The following is a 20,618-nucleotide window of genomic DNA, read 5'->3' as shown; positions in this document are numbered from 1 at the left end:
GCGCTCAGAAGTGGCCCGCGGCAAAGGCCCGGCGCGCCGCCGTGTACAGCGCCAGCCGCAGCCAGGCATGCTCGCTGCGCTGCTCCTGCCTGTGGTGCCAGAGCGATTCGACGTGCACGCGCGGGACCTCGAACGGCAGCTCCCGGATGAGCAGCTCGCCGGCCATGCCGGTGGCCGGCACGAAGTGCTCCGGCAGCACCGTGAGCAGGTCGGAGCCGGTCACCACCCGGCCGGCGGTGAAGAACTGGTTCACGGTCAGTACCACCCGGCGCTTGCGCCGCAGCGCCGCCAGGGCCTCGTCGATGAAGCCGTAGGCCCGCCCGGAAAAGCTGACCAGCAGGTGATGGGCGGCGCAAAACGCATCCAGGGTCAGCGGCTGGCCGGCGAGCGGGTGCCCACTTCGCATGACGCAGACGTAACGTCCTTCGTACAGCCGCTGGTGGTTGAAGGCGGCCAGCCCGCTGCCCTGCGCCTGCGCCGTCAGGTCCGCCACCACCGCGGGGAAGAAGCCGACGGCCAGGTCGATCGTGCCTTCGTCCAGCAGCCGGCGCGGATCGCGGGTGGTCAGCGGCAGCACCCGCAGGGTGATGCCCGGCGCATCGCCCTCGATGATCTCGACCAGCCCCGGCATCAGCGCGGCGGCCGTGGCGTCGGCCATCGCCAGCACGAAGGTGTGGACGGCCTCGGAAGCGACGAACTGCCCGGGCACCAGGGCGCTCTCCAGCTGGCGCAGGGCGTCGCTGACCGCCGGCCAGAGCGCTAGCGCGCGGGCGGTGGGCTCGACCCCGTAGCCGCTGCGCACCACCAGCTTGTCGCCCAGCGCATCGCGCAGGCGGTTGAGCGCATTGCTGACCGCCGGCTGGGTCATGGCGAGGTTGCGGGCGGCCCGGGTCAGGTTGCGTTCGGCCATCACCTGGTCGAAGACCCGCAACAAGTTCAGGTCCAGGGTCCGGAAGTTCGCCATATCAATTCACCTACTGAATGGTATGCATTGCCAACATTGATTTGCAAGATATCAGGATAAACCCTAATCTCTACCCCATCCCGGAGCGCCGCTCGCGGGACTGACAGGAGAAAGACAAATGACCCGCTTCGCCCCCATCGACTACCCCGTCCAGCATGCCGGCGTCGCCCGCATGGAGCGCGCCGCGCAGTCGCTCAAGCAGGCGGCCAAGGACTTCGACCGCTCCCGCAGCGCGGCCACGCTGCTGCTGGCGACCCTGGTGTCCTCGCTGCTGGTGGTGGCCAACCAGGTGGTCGAGACCTGGACCGAAGGCCACCTGCTGGCTGCGTGGATCGTGCTGTGGACGGTCGCGTTCGCCGCCATCGCACTGCTCGCCACCCCGGCCCGCAGCGTCGGGCGCGTGCTCGGCGCCCGCTGGGAGAAGATCGCCGCGACCCGGCGCCAGGCCCGCGCCGACCGCGAGTACTGGGAAGCTGCGCTGCTGGATCCGCGCGTGATGGCCGACATCAGCCGCGCGATGGCCTCGGCCGACGTGGCCGTCGACCTGCGCAGCTACCGGTAAGCGCCATGCTGCTGGTCGCCGCCCGTCGCGCCTGGCTCTGGACCCTGGCCTCGACCCCCCGGCCCCTGCTGGACCGGCTCGATGCCTGGGCGCGTCGCAGCGCCCAGCGCCGGGCCGAACGCCGGCGGCGCCTGCTGCTGGCCGCCGCGCGCCAGCGCTGAAGCCCGTGCCTCAGCGAAACAGCCGCCCTCGGGCGGCTGTTTCGCATGGCGCGGCGGCGATCAGGCGGCCAGCCGCTCCTCGATCCTCGCCTTGGTCTGGCGCAGTTCGGCGGGCAGGCGGTAGGCCAGCTTCTGGAACAGCTCGGCGTGCAGTTCCAGCTCCCTGTGCCAGGCCGCCTTGTCGATGCCGATGACGCGCTCGAACTGCTCGCGCGAGAAGTCCAGCCCGGTCCAGTTCAGGTCCTCGTACGCCGGGCTCACGCCGAACACGTGGTCGTGGCCGGCGGCCTGGCCCTCGATGCGGTCGATCATCCACTTGAGCACCCGCATGTTCTCGCCATAGCCGGGCCAGACGAACTTGCCGTCCTCGCCCTTGCGGAACCAGTTGGTCGTGTAGATCCTCGGCAGCTTCACCCCATCGGCCTGCAGCTTGCGGCCCAGGTCCAGCCAGTGCTGGAAGTAGTCGCTCATGTTGTAGCCGGTGAACGGCAGCATGGCGAACGGGTCGCGCCGCACCACGCCCTGCTGGCCGGTGGCGGCGGCGGTGGTCTCGCTGCCCATGGTGGCGGCCATGTACACGCCTTCCACCCAGTTGCGCGCCTCGGTCACCAGCGGCACCGTGGTGGACCGGCGGCCGCCGAAGATGAAGGCGTCGATGGCGACACCCGCGGGGTCGTCCCAGGCGGGATCGAGCGCCGGGTTGTTGGTGGCGGCCACGGTGAAGCGGGCATTCGGATGCGCCGCCTTGGCGCCGGCCTTGCCCATCTCCGGCGTCCAGTCCTTGCCCTGCCAGTCGATGGCGTGCGCCGGCGGCTCGCCGTCCATGCCTTCCCACCAGACGTCGCCGTCGTCGGTCAGCGCCACGTTGGTGAAGATCACGTCGCGCCGCAGCGAATCCATGCAGTTCGGATTCGTCTTGTAGTTGGTGCCGGGGGCCACGCCGAAGTAGCCCGCTTCCGGGTTGATGGCGTACAGGCGGCCGTCGGCATGCGGCTTGATCCAGGCGATGTCGTCGCCGATGGTGGTGACCTTCCAGCCCTCGAAGCCCTTGGGGGGGATCAGCATGGCGAAATTGGTCTTGCCGCAGGCCGAGGGGAAGGCGGCCGCCACGTGGTACTTGCGGCCCTGCGGGTTGGTCACGCCCAGGATCAGCATGTGCTCGGCCAGCCAGCCCTGGTCGCGGCCCATGGTCGAGGCGATGCGCAGCGCGAAGCACTTCTTGCCCAGCAGCGCGTTGCCGCCGTAGCCGGATCCGTACGACCAGATCTCGCGCGTCTCCGGGTAGTGCACGATGTACTTGGTCTTGTTGCACGGCCAGCTGACGTCCGGCTGGCCCGGCTGCAGCGGCGCACCGACGGTGTGCACGCAGGGCACGAACTCGCCGTCCACGCCCAGCACGTCGTACACGGCCTTGCCCATGCGGGTCATGATCTTCATGTTCACCGCGACGTACGGGCTGTCGGACAGCTCGATGCCGATGTGGGCGATCGGCGAGCCCAGCGGGCCCATCGAGAACGGCACCACGTACATCGTGCGGCCGCGCATGCAGCCGTCAAACAGCGGCTGCAGGGTGGCGCGCATCTGGGCCGGGTCCATCCAGTTGTTGGTGGGGCCGGCGTCCTCCTTCTTGCGCGAGCAGATGAAGGTGCGGTCCTCCACCCGGGCCACGTCGCTGGGGTCGGAGCAGGCCAGGTAAGAATTGGCGCGCTTGGCCGGGTTCAGGCGCTTGAAGGTGCCGGCATCGACCAGCTGCTGGCACAGGCGGTCGTACTCCTGCTGGCTGCCGTCGCACCAGTACACCGAGTCGGGCTTGCACAGCGCCACCATGTCGGCCACCCAGGCGACCAGCCGGGCGTTGCGCACATGCGCCGGGGTATTGAGGTTCAGCCCCTGCATCACGGGTGAATTCATCGTCACGAAGCTCCTGAAACAAAAAACCGGGTTTCAAAAAAGGTGGAGCTCTGCAACGGGCCGAGCGCGCCTTTTTGAAACCGGGCTTGGCTCAGTCGGCGTGCGGCGCGTGGTGGATGGCAGGCATCGCTGCGCGGCCATCCGGCGCGGTCCGCGGGTCGGCTGGGGAAAGGGAATTCTAGGGAGGGGCGGCCGCGCTTGGCCCGGCGATCCCGGCGATTCCATGCAAAAGACTCATGACTTTATGCAAGGTGCCGGGTGCCGCCCAAGCAAGACAGCCCGGCTGCGAGCGCAGGCCGGGCTGTCGGAAGAGAAACGAAAAAAGCGAAGCGGGCGTCAGGCCATGTAGACGGCGATGAAGGCCAGCAGGAAGATCAGCAGCCCGCCGACGACGGGAATCACGACCGGGATCGCATGGACGACGGCGTCCATCGGGTCCTGGTGCTCGGCGGCTTCGCCGTGGCTGTGGCGCGGTTCGGTGCTCGACATGGCTCTGGCTCGTGTTGGATGGGATCGGAAGCGGTCATTCTACCGGCTGGCGTGCCGCCCACCCTACAGCAGGGCATAGGTGGTGCTGGCGCGGCAGGCGCTCTTGCCGTCGGCCGCGCCCCGGATGTCGATCTCCCCGAAAGCCAGCGCCTTGCCCGCGCGCAGCACGCGGGCCTGCACCAGCGCGTCCTGCCCGCTGAGCGGCCGCAGGAAGCTGGTGTTCATCTGCACCGTGGTGCAGGGCCGGAATTCGCCGAACTGGTTGACCAGCGCCAGCACCATGGCCGTATCGGCGGCCGCCATCATGGCCTGGCCGCACAGCATGCCGCCGGTGCGCGCCAGCTGCGCGCTTTGCGGCAGCCTCAGCGTGACGCTGTCGGCGTCGAAGGCCTGCACCTGCAGCCCCAGCGCCTGCACCCAGGGTGCGAAGTACTCGGGCAGGGTGGCTTGCAGCTGGTCGAGCGTCATGGCCGGCATCATACGGACGGGCCTTGCGGGCGGTCCGGTCCGCCCGACCGCTCATTGCCGTTCGGCCTGGAAGCCGGCCTGGTGCAGCGCGTCCAGCACCGCCTGCACGTGCTGTGGCCCGCGGGTCTGGATCACCAGCTCGATCTCCACGTTCTGCGCGGCCAGCACCGTGAAGGCGCGCTGGTGGTGCACCTCGTCGACGTTGGCGCCGGCGTCCGCCACCGTGGCGGTGATCCTCGCCAGCGAGCCGGGCACGTCGCGCGCGCAGACCCGGATGCGCGCCAGCCGGCCGGCGCGCACCATGCCGCGCTCGATGATGGCCGCCAGCAGCAGCGGGTCGATGTTGCCGCCGCCCAGCACCAGCCCCACGGTCCGGCCCCGGAACCGGTCCGGGTGCTTGAGCATGGCCGCCAGCCCGGCCGCCCCGGCGCCCTCGACCAGCGTCTTCTCGATCTCCAGCAGCATGACGATGGCCTGCTCGATGTCGCCTTCGTCGACCAGCAGGATGTCGTCCACGCAGCGGCCGATGATCTCCTGCGGGATCCGCCCCGGCGTGCCGACCGCGATGCCCTCGGCGATGGTCGAGGGCCCCTGCGGCAGCCGGGTGTGCTTGACCGCGTTGTACATGTTGGGAAAGCGCACCGTCTGCACGCCCACCACCTCGAGGGAGGGCTTGAGCGCCTTGGCGGCCAGCGCCATGCCGGCGATCAGCCCGCCGCCGCCGACCGACACCACCAGCGTGTCCAGCCCCGGCACGTCCTGCAGCATCTCCAGCGCAGTCGTGCCCTGGCCCGCCACGATCGACTCGTCGTCGTAGGGATGCACGAACACCAGCCCCTGCGCCTGCGCCAGCTCCATCGCGTGGCCGCGCGCCTCGTCCAGCGTGTCGCCGTGCAGCACCACTTCGGCGCCGAAGCCGCGCGTGCGCTCCACCTTGACGCCCGGCGTGAAGCGCGGCATGACGATCACCGCCCGGATCCCCAGCCGCTGCGCGTGGTAGGCCACCCCCTGCGCGTGGTTGCCGGCGCTCATGGCGATCACGCCGCGCGCGCGCTCGGCCGCCGACAGCTGGGCCAGCTTGTTGCAGGCGCCCCGCTCCTTGAAGGAGGCGGTGAACTGCAGGTTCTCGAACTTGAGGAACACCCGCGCGCCGGTCAGCTGCGACAGGGTCTGGGAGGCCACGCAGGGCGTGCGCAGCACGTGGCCTTGCAGGCGGTCGGCGGCGGCGCGGATGTCGGCGAGTTCGAGCATGGCGCATTGTCGGCTTCCGGCCGACATCCCCGCGCGCCCATCAATGCCTTCCATGGCGGATGAACCCGGGTTATCGTAGGCGCCGCATGTCTCGACGGGACATCCAACGGAGGCCGCCCATGGTCAAGCGAACGGTCGATGCGCAGTGGCTGGTGTCACCCGGGCTGAAGGACGCGCCGGTGCTGGACCTGATGTGCTCGCATTTCGTGCTGACGCTGGCGGCCAAGCAGGGCGGCAAGTTCAATGTCCGGCGCGACCTCAATGGGCTGCTGTCGCTGGCGGGGCGCCACCTGGTGTGGCCGGCGCCGGCGCTGGCGCGCCTGCGCGAGTTCCTGGGCCGCCGCTGCAAGGACAACGAGTTCTGGCGCGGCCACGAGCAGCTGCCCACCGCCGAATTCCTGGACCGGCACGGCGCCTGGCGCGGGCCCTACGAGGAGGGGACGCTGTTCTTCTACCTCGATGAATACGCCAAGGACCAGCCCAAGGACCTGCTGTCGGTGCTGGCCGCCACCGGCGACTGGCTGACCCGCGCGCTCAAGAAGCAGTCCACCCTGGTGGAGAAGAACATCGACGCGCTCTCCGGGCTGCTGCAGCTGAACCAGGCCGAGCGCGCCCTGCTGCTGTACGGCACGCTGGCGCGCTACCAGCGCGACCTGCGCAGCCTGCTGGTGGAGTTCAAGGTCAACAATGCCCCCGAGGCCTACGCCGCCATCGCCGAACTGGCGGGCGTCAATGCCGCCGATGTCGGCGAGGCGCTGCGCGCCGGCTCGCGGCTGGAGCGCATCGGGCTGGTCGAGAACCTGATCTCCGAGCACAACATCACCGACCTGGCCGACCTGATGAAGGTCAGCGAGAAGCTGCCGCCGGTGCTGATGCGCGAATACCGCGACCAGAACGAGCTGATGGCGGTGTTCACGCGGCCGAGCAGCAAGAGCGCGCTGGCACTGGCCGACTTCGGCTTCGTGCAGGACGACGCGCAGGTGCTGTGCGCGTTGCTGCGCAACGCCGTGGAGCACAAGGAGTCGGGCGTCAACGTGCTGCTGTACGGCCCGCCCGGCACCGGCAAGACCGAGCTGGCCAAGGTGGTGGCGCAGGCGGCGGGGCTGGAGCTGTTCGAGGTGGAATACGCCGACCGCGACGGCAATTCGCTGTCCGGCCGCGACCGCTACCGCTCGCTGCAGATCGCGCAGGTGTTCCTCAAGGGCAGCGCGCGCGCCGCGCTGCTGTTCGACGAGGTCGAGGACGTGTTCCCGCCGATCAGCTCGGAGGCGGCGCAGCTGATGGCCCGGGCCGAGCAGGTGGCGGCGCCGGCCAGCCACAGCGTCAGCGGCAAGGCGTGGGTCAACCAGATCCTGGAATCCAACCCGGTGCCCACGCTGTGGGTGACCAACCGCATCGAGCAGATCGACCCGGCCTTCCGGCGCCGCTTCGCCTACCACCTGGAGCTGAAGTCGCCGCCGCCCGGCGCGCGCGAAGGGCTGGTGCGCAAGACGCTGGAAGGCGTGGCGGTGTCGGAGGCCTTCGTCGCCCGGCTCACCTCGCGCAAGGGCCTGACGCCGGCGCAGATCCGCACGGCGGTGCGCTTCGCGGCGCTGGCCGGCAGCGCGGGCGCCTCGGCCGAGAGCCTGATCGAACGCCAGTTGCGCAATGCCGACCAGGCGCTGGGCAACCGCGCGCCCGGCATGCTGCGGCCGGCGGCCACCGCTTACGACCTGGCGATGCTGAACGTGGAGAGTCGCTTCGAGCTGCCGCGCATCGTCGATGCGCTGAAGGCACGCGGCCACGGCACGCTGTGCTTCCACGGGCCGCCCGGCACCGGCAAGACGGCGCTGGCCGAGCACATCGCCCGCAGCCTGGACCAGCCGCTGCTGGTCCGGCAGGCCAGCGACCTGATGAGCAAGTTCGTCGGCGAGACCGAGCAGAACATGGCGGCCATGTTCCGCGAGGCCGAAGCCGAGAAGGCCGTGCTGCTGCTGGACGAGGCCGACAGCTTCCTGCAGGACCGCCGCGGCGCCCAGCGCACCTACGAGGTGACCGAAGTCAACGAGATGCTGCAGGGGATGGAGCGCTTTGCCGGCATCTTCATCTGCACCACCAACCTGATGGATCGCATCGACCAGGCCGCGCTGCGGCGTTTCACCTTCAAGATCCGGTTCCGGCCGCTGCTGCCGGCGCAGCGCGAAGCCATGTTCGTGACCGAGGCGCTGGGCGGCGATGCGTCGGCGCTGACGCCGGACATGCGATCGCGGCTGGCCCGGCTCGACCAGCTCTGCCCCGGCGACTTCGCCGCCGTGAAGCGCCAGGTGCAGATCCTCGCCGCGGCCGACTACGGGCCGCAGGAGTTCCTGGAACAGCTGGAGGCCGAGCACCGCATCAAGCCCGAGGTGCGCGAGGCGAGGACTATCGGCTTTACCGGCTGACGCCCGGCGCACTTCACACGCCGCGCAGCACCCGCATCACTTCCTCGCCGTACGCCTCGAGTTTGCGCGCCCCGATCCCGCTGACGCCCTCCAGGGCCTCGATCGACTGCGGCCCCAGGGCCGCGATCGCCGCCAACGTGGCGTCGTGGAAGATCACGTAGGCGGGCAGGTTGTGCGCGCGCGCCACTTCGCCGCGCCAGGCCTTCAAGGCCGCGAAGCGCGCCTGGCCGGCCTCGGTCAGGCCCGCCGCGGCCGCCGGCAGCGCCGAGCGGTCGCGCGGTTCGCGCCGCTTGCGGCCGTTCGCTCCCTGTGCCACCGATTCGCGCAGCAGCACCGGCCGCTCGCCGCGCAGCACGGCGCGCGAACCCTCGGTGAGCTTGAGGGTGTTGAACGCCTGCGCGTCGACCGCCAGCGCGCCGATCGCCACCAGCTGGCGCAGCACGCCACGCAGCTGCGCCTCGCTGAAATCGGCGCCCAGCCCGAAGGTCGAGACCTGGTCGTGGCCGTGCTGCGCGACCTTGTCGGTGCGGCGTCCGCGCAGGATGTCCATCACGTGGCCGGCGCCGAAGCCGATGCCGCTCGCCTGCTGCACCCGGTAGACCGTGGACAGCAGCTTGCGCGCGGCGTCGGTGCCGTCCCAGACCTGCGGTGGCGCCAGGCAGTTGTCGCAGTTGCCGCAGGGCTGGCTGGCTTCGCCGAAGTAGCCGAGCAGGCGCACCCGCCGGCAATCGGTGGCCTCGGCCAGCGCCAGCAGCGCGTCGAGCTTGCCGCGCATCACCTGCTTGAAGTCCTCGCCGGCCGGGCTCTCGTCGATCATGCGGCGCTGGTTCACCACGTCCTGCAGGCCGTACAGCATCCAGGCTTCGGACGGCAGGCCGTCGCGGCCGGCGCGGCCGGTTTCCTGGTAGTAGCCCTCGATGTTCTTGGGCATGTCCAGGTGCGCCACGAAGCGCACGTCGGGCTTGTCGATGCCCATGCCGAAGGCGATGGTCGCCACCATCACCAGACCCTCCTCGCGCAGGAAGCGGTCCTGGTGGCGCTGGCGCAGCCCGGCATCCAGCCCCGCGTGGTAGGGCAGGGCGGCTATGCCCTGCTGCTGCAGGGACTGCGCCATGTCTTCCACCCGCTTGCGGGTCTGGCAATAGACGATGCCCGACTCGCCTTCGTGTTCGTGCTGGATGAAGCGCAGCAATTGCGCGGCGGGCTCCTTCTTCTCGGCGATGCGGTAGCGGATGTTCGGCCGGTCGAAGCTGCTGACAAACCGGCGCGCATCCTGCAACTGCAAGCGCTCCACGATGTCGGCGCGCGTGAGGGCGTCGGCGGTGGCGGTGAGCGCGATCCGCGGCACGCCGGCGAAGCGCTCGTGCAGCACGGTCAGGGCGCGGTACTCCGGCCGGAAGTCGTGCCCCCACTGGCTGACGCAGTGCGCCTCGTCGATCGCGAACAGCGCCAGCTGCCCGCGCCGGTGCAGCGCGTCGAGCTGTTCCAGGAAGCGCGGCGTGGTCACCCGCTCGGGCGCGGCGTACAGCAGCGTGAGATCGCCGCGCGCCAGCCGCCGCTCCACGGCGATCGCTTCGTCGTAGCCGAGGGACGAGTTGAGGAAGGCCGCCTCGACCCCGGCCTCGTGCAGCGCGCCGACCTGGTCGTGCATCAGCGCGATCAGCGGCGACACCACGATCGTCACGCCCTGGCCGGCGCGCTGGCGGGCAATGGCCGGGATCTGGTAGCACAGCGACTTGCCGCCGCCGGTGGGCATCAGCACCAGCGCGTCGCCGCCGCCGATGACGTGCGCCACGATGCCGGCCTGCGGACCGCGGAACTGCGGGTAGCCGAAGACCTGCTGGAGGATGGAAAGGGCGTTGTCCAAGATGCCGCGATTGTCCTTGCGCGCCTGCGCCTAAGCCCTTGTTCCTACAATCCGCCGGACCATGAAGTCCCCAGCCTATACCCGCGGCCAGGCCCTGCCGGCCCTGCTCGACAAGCGCATCCTCATCCTGGACGGGGCGATGGGCACCATGATCCAGCGCCTGAAGCTCACCGAAGCCGACTACCGCGGCGAGCGCTTCAAGGACCACCCGAAGGACGTGCGCAACAACAGCGAACTGCTGGTGCTGACCCGCCCCGCGGTGATCCGCGACATCCACGAAGGCTTCCTGGCCGCCGGCGCCGACATCATCGAGACCAACACCTTCGGCGCCAACGCGATCGCGCAGGAGGACTACGGCCTGGCCGGGATCGCGCGCGAGCTGAACCTGGCCGCCGCCCGCCTGGCGCGCGAGGCCGCCGACACCTTCGGCACGCCGGAGCACCCGCGCTTCGTGGCCGGCGCACTGGGCCCGACGCCGCGCACCGCCAGCATCAGCCCGGACGTCAACGACCCGGGCGCGCGCAACGTCGACTTCGAGCAGCTGCGCGCCGCCTACCACGAGCAGGTCGAAGCCCTGGTCGAAGGCGGCGTGGACCTGCTGCTGGTGGAGACCATCTTCGACACGCTCAACGCCAAGGCGGCGCTGTTCGCGATCGACGAGTTCTTCGCGGCCAGCGGCCAGTGCCTGCCGGTCATCATCAGCGGCACCGTCACCGACGCCTCGGGCCGCATCCTCAGCGGCCAGACCGTCACCGCCTTCTGGCACAGCGTGCGCCATGCACGGCCGCTGGCCGTGGGCCTGAACTGCGCGCTGGGCGCCGCGCTGATGCGGCCCTACATCCAGGAGCTGGCCAAGGCGGCGCCCGACACCTTCATCAGCTGCTATCCGAACGCCGGCCTGCCCAACCCCATGAGCGAGACCGGCTTCGACGAGACGCCCGAGGTCACCGCGCGGCTGCTGCGCGAGTTCGCGGCCGAGGGCCTGGTGAACATCGTGGGCGGCTGCTGCGGCACCACGCCGGCGCACATCCAGGCGATCGGCGAGGCGGTGGCGCCGCTGCCGGCGCGCAGCCGCCAGCGCGAGTTCTTCTACCGGGAAGCGGCCTGACGCGAGGCAGCGCCGGCAGGCGGTGGCCCGCCGGCGCCTTGTCGGCCGGCCCGCGCCGGTAAGCGCCGGGCCGAGGCCGCCAGTGTGGGCCGGCCCGGGCCGGAAAGTTTCCTGTTTTTCGGCCTATCCAGCTGCTGTGCAGGAAATCTTGCTGGCCGATCCGCCGAACGCTCCGGTATCCTCCGTCCATGGACCAGATCGACCGAAAGATCCTCCGGGTCCTGCAGTCCAACGCGCGCGCCAGCCTGCAGGAGATCAGCCAGGCGGTGGGCCTGAGCACCTCGCCCTGCTGGGAGCGCATCCGCAAGCTCGAGGCGAACGGCGTGATCGAGGGCTACACCGTGCGGCTGTCGGCGCCGGCGCTCGGGCTGAACGACACCGTCATGGTGCAGGTGACCCTGGACAGCCACTCCGAGAACACCCTGGAGCGCTTCGGCGAGACCCTGGCGGCGATCCCCGAGGTGATCGAGGCCTACCTGGTCTCCGGCGAATACGACTACCTGCTGCGGGTGGCGGTGCGCGACACCCGCGACTACGAACGGCTGCTGCGCGAACGGCTGTACAAGATCAAGGGCATCCGGCACAGCCAGTCGAGCTTCGTGCTGCGCACGCTGAAGAAGGCCGAGCTGCCGCTGTAGCGCGGGGATGCCTCGCAGCATCCTGCCTCACTGCGGCCGGTACCCGCTCGCCTCGATGATCTTCGCCAGGGCCGCCGTGTAGGCCCGCTCGCGCTTCGCCAGCTGCTGCTGCGGCATGTAGCCCACCGCCAGCCCCAGCGTCGTGAGGCGCTCGCGCACCTCGGGCAAGGCCACCACCTTGGCGAGCGCGGCGCCGATGCGGTCGATCGCCGCCTGCGGCGTGCCGGCCGGCGCGAACAGGCCGTAGTAGGGCACTTCCTCGAAACCCTTCAGGCCCAGCTCGGCGAAGGTCGGCGCATCGGGCACGGCGGCCTGCCGCGCGCGGCCCATCACCGCCACCACCCGGATCTTGCCGGCCTTGTGGTTCTCGATGAAGTCGGGAATCGAGCCCACGCCGGCGCCGATCTGGTTGCCCAGCATGTCGGCCATCATGGGCGCGCTGCCGCGGTAGGGCGCGGCCAGCAGGTCCAGCCCGAACCGCCTGCCGAGCGCCTGGACCAGGAATTCGGGCACCGAGGCAGGCGCGGGCACGCCCACGTTGCCCTTGCCGCCGCCTTGCGTGCGCACCCATTGCACGTACCCGGGCAGCGACTTCGCCGGCGTGCCGGGCGACAGCGCCAGCGCGTTGACGAAGGTGGCGAAGCCGGCCACCGGCACGAAGTCGCGCGCCGGATCGAAGCCGGGGTTCTTCAGCACGAGCGGCAGGATCGAAATGCTGTGGTCGTGCGACAGGAACACCGTCCGGCCGTCGGGTTCGGCTGCCTTCAGGGCCTGTGCCGCGATCTGGCCGCCGGCGCCGGCGCGGTTCTCCACCACCACCGGCTGGCCGAGGAAATCCTTGAGCTGGTCGGCCAGCACGCGCGCGATGGCATCGCTGCCGCCGCCGGGCGGGAACCCGACCAGGATGCGCAGGGGTGCCTCACGCTGCGCGAGCGCGCGCAGCGGCCAGGCCCCGGCCACCAGGGCGGCTGAGCCGAGGGCGAGGACGGCACGACGGTGCACGGGCTGAAGCATGCGAACTCCCGGGAAAGGCTGAATGAAGCGGGCCGCCATTTTCGCCTGTGGACCCGCAGCTGCCGGCGGCGGCGTGGCGGCAGGCAACCGATTGCGATGCCTCGGCAACCCGAGGGCCCCCCCAGACCGGAGGAGGACGGGACGCGCCAGGGCCTGCCGCCGGCACGCATTGCCGCAAAGAATCGCGTGGCTCCCCGCGGCAGTCCGCCCGCAGGGGCCATGGACCACGACATCAATGGAGGAACGAGTGGGAGCAGCCTTGAATGCAGGAGCGGTCTTGCTATGTGCAGCCCTGGCGGCTTGCGGCGGTGGAGGGGACGACGCGTGCGCGACCGATTCCTCGCTGAGGGTGCACTGGTCCTATGCAGGCGGCCAGGCGCTCGCGTTCCCGATCGGCAAGTCGACTACCTATGCGCCGGCGCTCAGCGGCCTGCCGCCGGCATGCGATGCGCGAAAGACGTTCAATCTCGTCCAGGGACCTTCGTTCCTGTCGATCGATTCGGCCACCGGCGTGATTTCAGGAGAGCCGTCGCCGACGTTCGTGTGCACGAGCACGTCGGTGGGCACGACCGGCGGCTGCTCGACGGTCGCGGAATTCAAGCTGAGCATCCCGGGCTACAGCGACTCGCGCTACACCGCGTTCATCAACGTGACGCCGGCAAGCCCGTGAGGGCCTGCCATCGCTCCCAGCCGGCCCTTGTCCCGGCTGGCTGAGGGCCGAGAGCTTGGCCAGTCTCGTTAGAATGGCCGTTCTCAAGGAGCGTTGCAGCGCGGGCCCTGCCCAGCGTCAGGCTTGAGACTTTTTCCAACGGCGCTCACCTCCGACCGCGGCACTGCCGCACCCCCACGAAGGTGAGCCCGAGATGTCCGACACCCCCGCCGTTCCCCCCCTCAAGCTGTCCGGCCTGGAACCGGTTTCCATCGCGCCGGGCAGCCTGTTCGTCAACGTGGGCGAGCGCACCAACGTCACCGGCTCCAAGGCCTTTGCCCGCATGATCCTGGCCGGGCAGTTCGAGGAGGCGCTGGCGGTGGCGCGCCAGCAGGTGGAGAACGGCGCCCAGGTCATCGACGTCAACATGGACGAAGCCATGCTGGACAGCAAGGCGGCCATGGTGCGCTTCCTGCGGCTGATCGCCAGCGAGCCCGACATCGCCCGCGTGCCGGTGATGGTCGACAGCTCCAAGTGGGAGGTGATCGAGGCCGGCCTGCGCTGCCTGCAGGGCAAGGGCATCGTCAACTCGATCTCGATGAAGGAGGGCGAGGCCGAGTTCAAGCGGCAGGCCACGCTGGTGCGGCGCTACGGCGCGGCCGCGGTGGTGATGGCCTTCGACGAGAAGGGCCAGGCCGACAGCCTGCAGCGGCGCCAGGAGATCTGCCAGCGCGCCTACCGCATCCTGGTCGACGAGGTCGGCTTCCCGCCCGAGGACATCATCTTCGACCCCAACATCTTCGCCATCGCCACCGGCATCGAGGAGCACAACCACTACGCGGTCGACTTCATCGAGGCGACGAAGTGGATCAAGCAGCACCTGCCGGGTGCCAAGGTCAGCGGCGGGGTGTCCAACGTCAGCTTCTCGTTCCGGGGAAACGATCCGGTGCGCGAGGCGATCCACACCGTGTTCCTGTACCACGCGATCCGCGCCGGCATGGACATGGGCATCGTCAACGCGGGCATGGTCGGCGTCTACGACGACCTCGACCCGGAACTGCGCGAGCGGGTCGAGGACGTGGTGCTGGACCGCCGCCCCGACGCCGGCGAGCGGCTGGTCGAGATCGCCGAGCGCGCCAAGGGCGCGGCGCGCGACGAAGGCAAGCGCAACGAGTGGCGCCAGCAGCCGGTCGAAGGGCGGCTGTCGCATGCGCTGGTGCATGGCATCACCGACCACATCGTGCCCGACACCGAGGAGATGCTGAACAAGGTGCTGGCCGGCGGCGGCCGGGCGTTGAACGTGATCGAGGGTCCGCTGATGGACGGCATGAACATCGTGGGCGACCTGTTCGGCGCCGGCAAGATGTTCCTGCCGCAGGTGGTCAAGTCGGCCCGCGTGATGAAGCAGGCGGTGGCCTACCTGATCCCCTTCATCGAGGAGGAGAAGAAGCAGCAGGAAGCCGCCGGCCAGGACGTGCGCAGCAAGGGCAAGATCGTCATCGCCACCGTCAAGGGCGACGTGCACGACATCGGCAAGAACATCGTCACGGTGGTCCTGCAGTGCAACAACTTCGAGGTCGTGAACATGGGCGTGATGGTCCCGTGCCACGAGATCCTGGCGCGTGCCAAGGTCGAGGGCGCCGACATCGTCGGCCTGTCGGGCCTGATCACGCCCTCGCTGGAGGAGATGCAGTACGTGGCCGGCGAGATGCAGAAGGACGAGCACTTCCGGGTCAAGAAGATCCCGCTGCTGATCGGCGGCGCCACCACCAGCCGGGTGCACACCGCGGTGAAGATCGCGCGCCACTACGAGGGGCCGGTGGTCTACGTGCCGGACGCCTCGCGCAGCGTCGGCATCGCGCAGAACCTGCTGTCGGACCAGGCGGCGAAATTCATTGCCGAGGTCGAGGCCGACTACGAGAAGGTGCGGCAACTGCACGCCAGCAAGAAGCAGACGCCGCTCTGGCCGCTGGCGCAGGCGCGCGCCAACAAGACGCCGGTCGACTGGGCCGGCTACGCGCCGCCGGTTCCGAAATTCATCGGCCGGCGCGTGTTCCGCAATTTCGACCTGGCCGAGCTGGTCCGGTACATCGACTGGGGCCCGTTCTTCCAGACCTGGGACCTCGCCGGGCGCTTCCCCGAGATCCTGAAGGACGAGGTGGTCGGCAGCGAGGCGGTCCGGGTGTTCTCCGACGGCCAGCGCCTGCTCAAGCGCCTGGTGGAGGGCCGCTGGCTCACCGCCAACGCCGTGCTGGGCTTCTGGCCGGCCAACACGGTGAACGACGACGACATCGAGCTGTACACCGACGAGTCGCGCCGCGAAGTGGCGCTGACCTGGTGGGGCGTGCGCCAGCAGACCGAGAAGCAGGTGATCGACGGCGTGGTGCGGCCGAGCCGCTGCCTGGCGGACTTCATCGCGCCGCGCGGCGTCGCCAGGGACTACATCGGCGCCTTCGCCGTCACCGCCGGGCTGGGCGTGGACGAGAAGGTGAACTACTTCCTCAAGGACCTGGACGACTACTCGGCCATCATGCTCAAGGCGCTGGCCGACCGCTTGGCCGAAGCCTTCGCGGAGTGCCTGCACCACCGCGTGCGCACCGACCTGTGGGGCTACGTGCCGGACGAGCAGCTGGCCAGCGAGGAACTGATCGCCGAGAAGTACCAGGGCATCCGGCCCGCGCCCGGCTACCCGGCCTGCCCCGACCACAGCGTCAAGCAGCCGCTGTTCCGGCTGCTGGGCGCGCAGGAGGTCGGCATGGACGTGACCGACAGCGGCGCCATGACCCCGGCGGCCAGCGTCAGCGGCTTCTACCTGAGCCACCCGCAGAGCACCTACTTCAACGTCGGCCGCATCGGTGCCGACCAGGTGGAGGACCTGGCGCGCCGCCGTGGCGCCGAGCAGGGCGAGGTGCAGCGGCTGCTGGGGTCGAACCTGTAGCGTCGGCGCATTCCGACCCGGCGTTCGACTCGCCGCCGATAGCGTTCGCCCACAGTCGCCGCGATGCTGCGGCATGGCTTGGCAGGACCGCATTCCGGAAAGGCTCGGGCGCGCCATTCGCCCGGCGTATCCCATCTGGCGCGCCGCCCGGCTCTGGAGCGAGGCCGGCGGGTTGCGCATGAGCGCCGCCATGTCCTTCTACGGCATCCTCAGCCTCGCGCCGCTGGTGCTGGTGCTGGTGGGCCTGTTCGGCTGGTGGATGGACCGGCAGGCGCTCGGCCAGGCGATGGTCGAGCAGGCCGGTGCGATGGTCGGCCCGCAGGCGGCCGCGGTGGTCCAGCAGGCCCTGGCCAGCGCGCAGCAGCCGGCCGAAGGGCTGGTCGCCACGCTGGTCGGCTTCTCGGTGCTGCTGTTCGGCGCGACCGGCGTGTTCGGCGAACTGCAGCAGGCCTTCGCCGACGTCTGGGCCGAGGGGCGGCCGCAGCAGCCGCCTCCGGGCTGGTGGCACACCGCCAGCCAGCGGCTGCGCGGCATGGCCTACATCCTGGCCTTCGGCTTCCTGCTGCTGGCATCGACGGTCGCCTCCACGCTGTTGTCGGTGTTTTCGGGCTGGCTGGGCGACTTCTTCCTGCTGGAAACGCTGCTGCGGCTGCTGAACGAAGCCGTGGCGCTCGGGCTGTGGACGCTGCTGTTCGTGGCCCTGATGCGCCTGAGCGCCGGACCCAAGCCGGCGACGCGCTTCCTGCTGCTGGGGGCGGTGGTCGGTGCCATCCTGTTCAGCCTGGGGCGGCAGCTGCTGGCCTGGTACCTGTCGACGGCAGCCGTGGTCTCGGCCTACGGCGCGGCCGGTTCGCTGGTGGCGGTGCTGATGTGGATCTACTTCTCCTCGGGGGTGTTGCTGTTCGCCGCCGCGATGGCCCGTGCCGCCGAGGACACGCGCCGGCGCGAGGCGGGCGAGCCGGTGGAGGAACAGCCGCTGCCGCAACGGCCCAATGGCCAGCCGCACCTGCGCGCGGTGGCCGGCACCGCGCCTGGGCGACGCAGCGCCCGCTGAGCGGCGCGGACGCTCCGGCTAGCGTCCCGGCAATCCGCGCCGGTACTGCACCGCCTCGGCCACGTGCGCCACCTCGACCTCGCGCGCACCGGCCAGATCGGCGACGGTGCGGGCGACCTTCAGCACCCGGTGGGTGGCGCGAGCGCTCCAGGCCAGCCGTGCGGCGGCATGGTTCAGAAACTCGGTCGCGGCCGCCTGCAGTTGCACGTGCTGGTCGACCTCGGCGCCTTCCAGCGCCTGGTTCGGCTTGCCTTGCCGCCCGAGGGCGCGCTCGCGTCCGGCAAGGCAGCGCGCTCGTACCGAGGCGGTGCCCTCGCCGGCGGAGGCCGCGAGCAACTCCTGCGGCGAGATCGCCGGCACCTCCACCTGCAGGTCGATGCGGTCCAGCAGCGGACCGGACAGGCGCGACTGGTAGCGGCTCACCTGCTCGGGGCCGCAGCGGCAGGCGTGGTGCGGCGCGCCCAGCCAGCCGCAGGGGCAGGGGTTCATGGCGGCGATGAACTGGAAGCGGGCCGGGAACTCGGCGCGGCGGGCCGCCCGCGCGATGGTGATGTGGCCGGTCTCCAGCGGTTCGCGCAGGGCCTCCAGCGCAGCGCGCGGAAACTCCGGCAGTTCGTCGAGGAACAGCACGCCCCGGTGCGCCAGCGAGATCTCGCCCGGTCGCGGCGGCGAACCGCCGCCCACCAGCGCCACCGCACTGGCCGAATGGTGCGGGGCACAGGTCGGGCGCAGCGCCCAGCGGTCCAGGTGGAAGCGCCCGGCCAGGCTGGCCACCGCGGCACTCTCCAGCGCCTCCTGCACCGTCATCGGCGGCAGCAGGCCGGCGAAGCGCTGCGCCAGCATCGACTTGCCCGAACCCGGCGGGCCGACCAGCAGCAGGCTGTGCGAGCCGGCCGCCGCGATCTCCAGCGCGCGCCGGGCGGCGCCCTGGCCCTTCACGTCGGCCAGGTCGGGGTAGCTGGCCGGCGCCACCGGTGGCTGCGTCTGCACCCGCTGCCAGCCCTCGCCCGGATCGGCCGGTTCGCCGCGCTGGAACTGTGCCACCACATCGGTGAGATGGCGGGCACGCCAGACGCGCGCGTCGGGCACCAGCGCGGCCTCCTCGGCGCTGCCCGGCGGCAGCACCAGCTGGGCGGCGCCGGCGCCCGCCGCTTGCAGCGCGAGGCTCATGGCCAGCGCGCCGCGCACCGGCCGCAATTCGCCGGACAGCGACAGCTCGCCGGCGAATTCGAAAGCGCCCAGCCGCTCGCCATCGAGCTGGCCGCTGGCCGCCAGGATGCCCAGTGCGATCGGCAGGTCGAATCGGCCGGAGTCCTTGGGCAGGTCGGCCGGCGCGAGGTTGACGGTGATGCGCTTGTTGTGTGGGAAGTCGAAGCCGCTGGTCAGCAGGGCGGCACGCACCCGCTCGCGCGCCTCCTTGACCTCGGTGTCGGCCAGGCCGACCAGGAAGAAATTGGGCAGCCCGTTGGCCAGGTGGACCTCGACCTCGACCCGGGCGGCTTCCAGGCCGAGCAGCGCGCGGCTGCGCACCAGCGACAAGCTCATGCGGGACTCCCTTCGTGGCGCGTCAACGCGCCGCGCGCCCCCGGAGCCGACGACGGCCGGACTTCCTGTGCGCTAGCGCACAGGAATTGGCGCTCACATGCGCTGGTCGTGCTGGGCGCCGCCGCTCAGGTCGGCCATCTCGGGCTTGATCTCGGCATAGGCATGGACGCGGCCGCCGAATTCCCGGGCGAAGCCTTCGGCCGCGTCGCGCGCGGCGAAGCTGGCGAAGGTCGGGCCCATGGAACCATGGCGCTTGCTGCCGACCACGTAGAACCCGCTGCGGGCGTCGATCCAGTGGCCACGCGGGTTGTTCCAGTCGGCCCTGGCCATGTCCTGCACGAAGGCGGCGCGCACCGGGCGCACCTGCTCGGGCCGCAGCAACTGGGCAAACAACTCGGTGGTGTCGCAGAAGAACACGGGCGCGGCCACGCCCGCGTAGTGGATCTGGGCCTTGGGTCCGGGGTAGTCGGCCAGCAGCATGCCGTCCAGGTCGCAGGTGGTGGCGGGATCGATTTCCACCGGGGCAGCGACGGCGGCGCTGCCGCCGGATTCCGGGCTGCAGGCGAGCAGGCCGGCGAACGGCACGGCGCAGGTGGCGAGCAGGAGGTGGCGGCGGTTCATGGCTTGAATCTCCAGGTGGCGAGGCCCAGCGGCGCGGCGATCCAGCCCAGCATGACCAGCGCCATCAGCCAGGGCTTGGCAAGCGCCGCCGGCACGATGGAGGTGAGGCCGTACAGGCTGCGCACGTCGTCGAGCGAGAAGACGTTGAGGATGCGGAACACGTCCGCGGGATTGAGCAGCAGCAGGTAGGGGAAAGCCTGGGCGCCCCGTTCGCCGCCGGTGCCCACCAGCAGCCCGAGCAGCAGCAGGTCGAACACCAGCACGAAGAAGAACCAGGTGGCGATGGCCAGCCCCGAGGCGCGGGTGCGGTCCCTGGCCAGCACCGACAGCAGCACCGCCAGGCTGAGGAAGGCCAGCCCGAGCAGCACCGAGCTGCCCATGAAGCCGGCGTAGGCCGCCAGCCCCGCCGTGCCGGCCTGGGTGGCGAGGACGATGGCGACCAGGCCGAAGCCGGCCACGGTGGACAGGGTCAGCGCGGCGGCCAGCCCGAGGTACTTGCCCAGCAGCAGTTCCAGCCGCGTGATCGGCAGCGCCAGCAGCAGGTCGAGCGAGCCGCGCTCGCGCTCGCCGACGATGGCGTCGAAGCCGAGCAGCAGCGCGATCAGCGGGATCAGGTAGATCACCAGGCTGACCAGGCTGGTGATGGTGAACTCGATCGAGCGCAGGCCGACCGCGCCCTGCTGCGCGCCGCCGAAGTAGGCGATGACCAGCGCGAAGGCGGTGAACACCAGGGCCACCGCCAGCACCCAGCGGTTGCGCAGGCGGTCGCGCAGTTCCTTGGCGGCGATGGTGGCGATCTGTCGCAATTCCATGGCCTACCTCCTTCAAGCGGAACAACCGAAGAAGACGTCCTCGAGCGAGGGCTCGTGGATGCGCAGGTCGGCCACCGTGCTGCCCAGGGCAGCCAGCGCCGCCAGCACCGGCATCTTGGCCTCGCGCGGCAGTTGCGCCTGCAGCG

Annotated in this window: 18 protein-coding genes, 1 pseudogene and 1 riboswitch; of the genes and pseudogenes, 8 read left to right on the top strand and 11 right to left on the bottom strand. The window is 70.5% G+C overall.

Features of this window, described 5'->3' with window-relative positions; genetic code table 11:
- Positions 1–4: 4 nt before the first annotated feature.
- Positions 5–964: a LysR family transcriptional regulator gene (locus V6M57_RS07075; protein ID WP_332814287.1), complete on the bottom strand. Its 960-nt coding sequence runs from the start codon at positions 962–964 to the stop codon at positions 5–7.
- Positions 965–1,082: 118 nt separating this feature from the next.
- On the opposite strand from V6M57_RS07075, the gene V6M57_RS07070 reads away from it, so the two are divergent.
- Positions 1,083–1,526, top strand: coding sequence for a hypothetical protein (locus V6M57_RS07070; protein ID WP_332814286.1), 444 nt, complete (start codon positions 1,083–1,085; stop codon positions 1,524–1,526).
- A gap of 5 nt (positions 1,527–1,531) precedes the next feature.
- A complete protein-coding gene (locus tag V6M57_RS07065) occupies positions 1,532–1,687 on the top strand; it encodes a hypothetical protein (RefSeq protein WP_332814285.1) in 156 nt (51 codons plus the stop codon).
- A 60-nt stretch (positions 1,688–1,747) separates the two neighbouring features.
- Here the strand turns inward: V6M57_RS07065 and V6M57_RS07060 are convergent, their stop codons facing one another.
- From V6M57_RS07060 to V6M57_RS07045, 4 genes are all read right to left on the bottom strand, one after another.
- A complete protein-coding gene (locus V6M57_RS07060; protein WP_332814284.1) occupies positions 1,748–3,598 on the bottom strand; it encodes a phosphoenolpyruvate carboxykinase (GTP) in 1,851 nt (616 codons plus the stop codon).
- 336 nt (positions 3,599–3,934) lie between these two features.
- The gene (locus V6M57_RS07055; protein ID WP_332814283.1) at positions 3,935–4,087 is read right to left on the bottom strand and encodes a hypothetical protein; all 153 of its coding nucleotides are present in this window, start codon (positions 4,085–4,087) and stop codon (positions 3,935–3,937) included.
- 63 nt (positions 4,088–4,150) lie between these two features.
- Complete coding sequence (locus V6M57_RS07050) at positions 4,151–4,555, bottom strand: PaaI family thioesterase (protein WP_332814282.1); 405 nt, start codon at positions 4,553–4,555, stop codon at positions 4,151–4,153.
- Between the two features lie 51 nt (positions 4,556–4,606).
- Entirely contained in the window at positions 4,607–5,806 is a 1,200-nt protein-coding gene (locus V6M57_RS07045; protein ID WP_332814281.1) for a threonine ammonia-lyase, read from the bottom strand.
- Between the two features lie 119 nt (positions 5,807–5,925).
- Between V6M57_RS07045 and V6M57_RS07040 the strand changes: the two genes are divergently transcribed.
- Positions 5,926–8,226, top strand: a complete 2,301-nt coding sequence (locus V6M57_RS07040) for an ATP-binding protein (protein ID WP_332814280.1) — start codon at positions 5,926–5,928, stop codon at positions 8,224–8,226.
- A gap of 13 nt (positions 8,227–8,239) precedes the next feature.
- Here the strand turns inward: V6M57_RS07040 and recQ are convergent, their stop codons facing one another.
- Positions 8,240–10,093, bottom strand: coding sequence for a DNA helicase RecQ (gene recQ, locus V6M57_RS07035; RefSeq protein ID WP_332814279.1), 1,854 nt, complete (start codon positions 10,091–10,093; stop codon positions 8,240–8,242).
- A 61-nt stretch (positions 10,094–10,154) separates the two neighbouring features.
- Between recQ and V6M57_RS07030 the strand changes: the two genes are divergently transcribed.
- Both V6M57_RS07030 and V6M57_RS07025 read left to right on the top strand, forming a co-directional pair.
- A complete protein-coding gene (locus V6M57_RS07030; RefSeq protein WP_332814278.1) occupies positions 10,155–11,201 on the top strand; it encodes a homocysteine S-methyltransferase family protein in 1,047 nt (348 codons plus the stop codon).
- A 188-nt stretch (positions 11,202–11,389) separates the two neighbouring features.
- Positions 11,390–11,839: an Lrp/AsnC family transcriptional regulator gene (locus V6M57_RS07025; protein ID WP_332814277.1), complete on the top strand. Its 450-nt coding sequence runs from the start codon at positions 11,390–11,392 to the stop codon at positions 11,837–11,839.
- Positions 11,840–11,866: 27 nt separating this feature from the next.
- On the opposite strand, the gene V6M57_RS07020 is transcribed toward V6M57_RS07025, so the two are convergent.
- The gene (locus tag V6M57_RS07020) at positions 11,867–12,853 is read right to left on the bottom strand and encodes a Bug family tripartite tricarboxylate transporter substrate binding protein (RefSeq protein ID WP_332814276.1); all 987 of its coding nucleotides are present in this window, start codon (positions 12,851–12,853) and stop codon (positions 11,867–11,869) included.
- Positions 12,854–13,202: 349 nt separating this feature from the next.
- Between V6M57_RS07020 and V6M57_RS07015 the strand changes: the two genes are divergently transcribed.
- The 3 genes from V6M57_RS07015 to V6M57_RS07005 all read left to right on the top strand — a co-directional run bounded on the left by V6M57_RS07015 (position 13,203) and on the right by V6M57_RS07005 (position 17,494).
- On the top strand, positions 13,203–13,523 hold the full coding sequence (locus V6M57_RS07015; protein ID WP_332814275.1) for a hypothetical protein: 321 nt from the start codon (positions 13,203–13,205) through the stop codon (positions 13,521–13,523).
- A gap of 79 nt (positions 13,524–13,602) precedes the next feature.
- Positions 13,603–13,677, top strand: a riboswitch (S-adenosyl-L-homocysteine riboswitch).
- A 39-nt stretch (positions 13,678–13,716) separates the two neighbouring features.
- The gene (metH, locus tag V6M57_RS07010; protein ID WP_332814274.1) at positions 13,717–16,440 is read left to right on the top strand and encodes a methionine synthase; all 2,724 of its coding nucleotides are present in this window, start codon (positions 13,717–13,719) and stop codon (positions 16,438–16,440) included.
- Positions 16,441–16,513: 73 nt separating this feature from the next.
- Positions 16,514–17,494 carry a YihY/virulence factor BrkB family protein gene (locus V6M57_RS07005; protein ID WP_332814273.1) on the top strand — a complete coding sequence of 327 codons (981 nt, stop codon included), beginning with the start codon at positions 16,514–16,516 and terminating at the stop codon, positions 17,492–17,494.
- 18 nt (positions 17,495–17,512) lie between these two features.
- Here V6M57_RS07005 and V6M57_RS07000 read toward each other — a convergent pair whose 3' ends face one another.
- The 4 genes and pseudogenes from V6M57_RS07000 to V6M57_RS06985 form a co-directional block, all read right to left on the bottom strand.
- Positions 17,513–19,039, bottom strand: coding sequence for a YifB family Mg chelatase-like AAA ATPase (locus V6M57_RS07000; RefSeq protein ID WP_332814272.1), 1,527 nt, complete (start codon positions 19,037–19,039; stop codon positions 17,513–17,515).
- Positions 19,040–19,132: 93 nt separating this feature from the next.
- Positions 19,133–19,660: a nitrous oxide reductase accessory protein NosL gene (locus V6M57_RS06995; protein WP_332814271.1), complete on the bottom strand. Its 528-nt coding sequence runs from the start codon at positions 19,658–19,660 to the stop codon at positions 19,133–19,135.
- A complete protein-coding gene (locus V6M57_RS06990) occupies positions 19,657–20,472 on the bottom strand; it encodes an ABC transporter permease (RefSeq protein ID WP_332814270.1) in 816 nt (271 codons plus the stop codon). Before V6M57_RS06990 ends, V6M57_RS06995 begins: the two co-directional genes overlap by 4 nt.
- A gap of 12 nt (positions 20,473–20,484) precedes the next feature.
- Positions 20,485–20,618 (bottom strand): annotated as a pseudogene (locus tag V6M57_RS06985) (ABC transporter ATP-binding protein); the annotation flags it as partial.

The sequence above is a fragment of the Ramlibacter sp. genome (genome assembly GCF_036676645.1).
GTDB lineage: Bacteria > Pseudomonadota > Gammaproteobacteria > Burkholderiales > Burkholderiaceae_C > Ramlibacter.
This window is presented reverse-complemented; position numbering and strand designations above follow the sequence as displayed.